The organism is Thermoflexus hugenholtzii JAD2, from assembly GCF_900187885.1.
Lineage (GTDB): Bacteria > Chloroflexota > Anaerolineae > Thermoflexales > Thermoflexaceae > Thermoflexus > Thermoflexus hugenholtzii.
Genome location: NZ_FYEK01000026.1, coordinates 1 through 4,472 on the forward strand (window position 1 = coordinate 1; position 4,472 = coordinate 4,472).

The window sequence follows — 4,472 nt, forward strand, 5'->3', positions numbered from 1 at the left end:
CCCGGCGCGCCCGGCGCCGCCGGCGGGCCTGGCCCAGCCGGGAGGCCGCCGCGGCCCACCTCCGATCCCGCCCCTTGTTCGCCGCCTGGCATCCGGACGCCTTCAAGGGCTACCTAGAGGAAGGCCTCCTCCCCTCTTCCGACGGCCAGGTCGTGCTGGCCTATCCTCCGGAGTGGGAGGTTCATATCTTCGTGAACGTCCCCCACGATGCCTGGCGGTTCGTCCCCCGCATCCCGGTCCCCACACTGGTGGTGCGGGGCGCATCCACGGACACCTTCACCGCGGATTCCGAGGCCCGCTTCCGTCGCCTGAAGCCGGATGCCCACTTCGCGGTGATCCCCGGAGGGCATCTCTTCCCGATGGAGCGGCCGGAGGAGACCGCAGCCTTGGTCCGGGAGTGGCTGACGCGGATCCTGCGTGAAACGTGAGCTCGGGAATCTCATAAGGAGGCTGCGATGGGTTACACCATCCGACGGGTGGCAGTGATCGGTGCGGGGACGATGGGCGCGGCCATCGCCGCCCATCTGGCCAACGCCGGCTTCGCGGTGGACCTGCTGGACATCCCCCCTAAATCCCTTACTCCGGAGGAGGAGGCGAAGGGGCTCACCCTGGACCACCCGGAGGTCCGCAACCGGATCGTCCGGGCGGGGCTGGAGCGGGCGAAGAAGGCCAAGCCGGCCGCTTTCTTCGTGGAGGACCGGGCCCGCTTGATCCGGATCGGGAACACGGAGGATCACTGGGATCGGCTGCGGGAGGCGGACTGGATCATCGAGGCGGTGGTGGAGGACCTGGCGGTGAAGCGGGAGGTGGTGGCCCGGATCGAGGCGGTGCGCAAGCCGGAGGCCATCGTCACCACGAACACCTCCGGGCTCCCCTTGCGGGAGATCGGCGCCGGGCGCTCCCCCGAGTTCCTGGCCCATTTCGCCGGCACCCACTTCTTCAACCCCCCGCGCTACCTGAAGCTGGTGGAGCTGATCCCGGGCCCCGCCACGAAGCCCGAGGTCCTGGACGCCCTGGAGCGCCTTCTGGAGCTCCGCCTGGGCAAGCGGGTGGTGCGGGCCAAGGATACTCCCAACTTCATCGCCAACCGCATCGGCTTCCTCTCCGGGGCCTTCGTGGGCAAATACACCATCGAACAGGGCTACACCGTGGAGGAGGTGGATGCCCTGATGGGCCCGCTGATCGGCCGGCCCAAGACCGCCCACTTCCGCCTACTGGACCTGGTGGGCCTGGATGTGGCGGCCTACGTCGGGCAGCACAGCATGGCCGCCCTGCGCCATGACCCCTTCGTCGCCCTGGTCCAGGATTCCCCGATGAACCAGGTCATGGCGGCGATGATCGAGCGGGGCTGGCTGGGGAACAAGGCCGGCCAGGGCTTCTACAAGAAGGTGGAGGCCCCCGAGGGGACCCAATACTGGCCGCTGAACCTGCAGACGCTGGAATACGAGCCCCCGAAGAAGCCCCGCTGGGAGTCGGTGGGCAAGGCGCTGAAGATGGAGGACCTGCGGGAGCGGCTGCGCTTCATAGCCGCCCAGGAGGATCGGGCCGGGGGGTTCGTCCGGGATGTCCTGGATTTCTACCTGGCCTACGCGGCCTATGTGGCCCCGGAGGTCGCCGACGACATCGTGGCGGTGGACAACGCCATGAAGTGGGGCTTCAACTACGAGCTGGGCCCCTTCGAGACATGGGATGCCCTGGGGGTAGCGGAGACCGTCGCCCGCATCGAGGCCCGGGGCTGGCCGGTGGCGGAATGGGTGAAGGACTTCCTGGCGGCCGGGGGGCGGACCTTCTATCAGTATGAGAACGGGCGGATCGTGGGCTATTACGACTTCCGGGAGCGGGCTTACCGTCGGCTGGAGCCCCATCCCCGGGTGATCGTCCTCCGGGAGCTCAAAAGCGAAGGGCGCGTCCTGGAGCGCAACCCCAGCGCCAGCCTGATCGACCTGGGCGACGGCGTCCTCTGCCTGGAGTTCCATACCAAGGCCAACGCCCTGGACCCCGACATCTTCGCCATGATGGAGCGGGCGCTGGAGCGGCTGGATCGGGAGGACTGGGTGGGGATGGTCATCGGCAACCAGGGGGAGCACTTCTGCGCCGGGGCCAACGTCTTCGTCATCGGCGTCTCCGCCCAGCAAGGGATGTTCGAGGCCATCGACCAGGGCGTCCGGGCGATGCAGCGCCTGATGATGACCATGCGCTACTTCCACAAGCCCATCGTCACCGCCCCCTTCGGGATGACCCTGGGCGGCGGCGCGGAGGTGGCCATGCACGGGGCCCGCATGGTGGCCTCGGCGGAGACCTATATCGGCCTGGTGGAGGTTGGGGTGGGCCTGATCCCCGCCGGCGGCGGCTGCAAGGAGATGATCCGCCGGGTGCTCACCCCCGCCATGCAGACGGAGAACGCCGATCCGCTTCCCTTCCTGCGGCGGATCTTCGAGACCATCGGCATGGCGAAGGTGGCCACCAGCGCCGAGGAGGGGCGGGCCCTGGGCTTCCTGAGCGAGGCCGACCGCATCGTGATGAACCCCGACTTCCTGCTCCACGAGGCCAAGCGCGAGGTGCTCCATCTGGCGGAATCCGGCTACCGGCCCCCGCTGAAGGCCAAACTCTACGCGGCCGGTCGGGACCTCCTGGCGGCGCTGCGCATCGGCGTCTGGCAGATGCGGGAGGCGCGCTATATCAGCGAACACGACGCCAAGATTGGGGAGAAGCTGGCTTATGTGCTCTGCGGGGGCGACCACCCCGAGCCCATGTGGGTGGATGAGGAGCACTTCCTGGACCTGGAGCGGGAGGCCTTCCTCTCCCTGTGCGGCGAGCCCAAGACCCAGGAGCGGATCTGGCACTTCCTGCAAACCGGGAAGATCCTGCGAAATTGAGGCAGGAGGGGCTTTGGCCCCGAACGCAGGAAGGGCTTTAGCCCCGAATCCAGTCTGAATCGGGAGGCTCCGATGCGGGAAGCGGTGATCGTCGCGGGCGTGCGAACGGCGGTCGGGAAGGCGAAGAAGGGAACCCTGCGGACCACCCGTCCGGAGGCCCTGGCGGCGGCGGTTATCGCCGAGGCCCTGCGGCGGGCCCCGGGGGTGGACCCGGCGATGGTGGACGATGTGATCCTGGGCTGCGCGATGCCGGAAGGCCATCAGGGCCTCAACATCGCGCGCATCGCCGCCCTCAAAGCCGGGCTCCCGGTGAGCGTCCCGGCCATGACCATCAACCGGTTTTGCTCCTCCGGATTGCAGGCCATCGCCCTGGCGGCGGAGCGCATCATGACCGGCGGGGCGGAGATCATCATCGCCGGAGGGGTGGAGTCCATGTCCCTGGTGCCCATGGTCGGCTTCACCCTGCGGCCGGACCCGGAGCTGGCGGTCGCGTGGCCGGAGGTGTTCATCAGCATGGGGCTGGGGACGGAGCGGCTGGCGGAGCGGTTCGGCATCTCCCGGGAGGACGCGGACGCGTTCTCCCTGCGCAGCCATCAGCGGGCCATCGCCGCCATCGACGCCGGCAAGTTCAAGGAGGAGATCGTCCCCCTGGAGGTGGAGGTGGCCGAGCCGGAGGAGGACGGCCGGGTTGTGCGCCGGAAGGTGACCTTTGAGGTCGATGAGGGGCCGCGGCGGGACACCTCGATGGAGGCGCTGGCGAAATTGCCGCCGGCCTTCAAGAACGGGGGCGTGGTGACCGCGGGGAACTCCTCTCAGATGAGCGACGGGGCGGCGGCGGTGGTGGTCATGGAGCGCCGGCGGGCGGAGGCCCTGGGCCTGCGGCCCATCGCCCGTTTCGTCTCCTTCGCCGTGGCCGGCGTCCCGCCGGATCTGTTCGGCATCGGCCCGGTGGAGGCGATCCCCAAGGCCCTGCGGATGGCGGGATTACGCCTGGAGGACATCGATCTGATCGAGCTCAACGAGGCCTTCGCCGCCCAGGCTCTGGCGGTGATCCGCCAGCTGGAGATGGATATAGAGCGGGTGAACGTCAACGGCGGGGCCATCGCCCTGGGGCACCCCCTGGGCTGCACGGGGGCCAAGCTGACCGTCCAGATCCTCCACGAGCTGCGCCGCCGCGGCGGCCGCTACGGCATGGTCACCATGTGCATCGGCGGCGGGATGGGGGCGGCGGGGATCTTCGAGCTGCTCTGAGCCCGAGGCAGGGATCGACGAGGAATCGCGAGGGCCCTCTCCGTCCGGGCCTCCCCTTTTGGGAACCCTGGCCTGCCCGGACGGAGAGGGCCTTTTTGAAGCGTGTTCGGTCTCCGGGGATGCGCTCCGGGAGGGAGAGGGGCGCTGGCAATCCCCTCACTCGAAGATCGGCCCCAGTTCCAGGGTGAAGCCGGGGAGCTCGGGGTCCAGGGGCACCTGCTGGACTCCTTCGTATCGCTCCACCGGGGCGCCGGGGCGGTAGATCTCCACGGCTTTGCGGTAGGGGTCGATCAGCACGGCCAGGCGGGCGCCGTTGGCCAGGTAGGTCTCCATCTTCTCTCGTAG

The 4,472-nt window shown here is 68.9% G+C and carries 4 protein-coding genes; 3 read left to right on the plus strand and 1 reads right to left on the minus strand.

The window, feature by feature from the left end:
• From CFB18_RS15265 to CFB18_RS06245, 3 genes are all read left to right on the plus strand, one after another.
• A partial coding sequence (locus CFB18_RS15265; protein WP_200808107.1) for an alpha/beta fold hydrolase occupies nucleotides 1–428 on the plus strand: 428 nt, incomplete at its 5' end.
• A 27-nt stretch (nucleotides 429–455) separates the two neighbouring features.
• Nucleotides 456–2,876, plus strand: a complete 2,421-nt coding sequence (locus CFB18_RS06240) for a 3-hydroxyacyl-CoA dehydrogenase/enoyl-CoA hydratase family protein (protein ID WP_088570946.1) — start codon at nucleotides 456–458, stop codon at nucleotides 2,874–2,876.
• Between the two features lie 72 nt (nucleotides 2,877–2,948).
• The gene (locus tag CFB18_RS06245) at nucleotides 2,949–4,127 is read left to right on the plus strand and encodes an acetyl-CoA C-acyltransferase (RefSeq protein ID WP_088570947.1); all 1,179 of its coding nucleotides are present in this window, start codon (nucleotides 2,949–2,951) and stop codon (nucleotides 4,125–4,127) included.
• Between the two features lie 156 nt (nucleotides 4,128–4,283).
• Here CFB18_RS06245 and CFB18_RS06250 read toward each other — a convergent pair.
• A partial coding sequence (locus tag CFB18_RS06250) for a Uma2 family endonuclease (protein WP_200808108.1) occupies nucleotides 4,284–4,472 on the minus strand: 189 nt, incomplete at its 5' end.

Excerpts from the sequence above, each read along its gene's own strand:
- CFB18_RS06240 (WP_088570946.1), top strand. The coding sequence starts at position 456 with ATGGGTTACACCATCCGACGGGTGGCAGTGATCGGTGCGGGGACGATG.
- CFB18_RS06245 (WP_088570947.1), top strand. The coding sequence starts at position 2,949 with ATGCGGGAAGCGGTGATCGTCGCGGGCGTGCGAACGGCGGTCGGGAAG.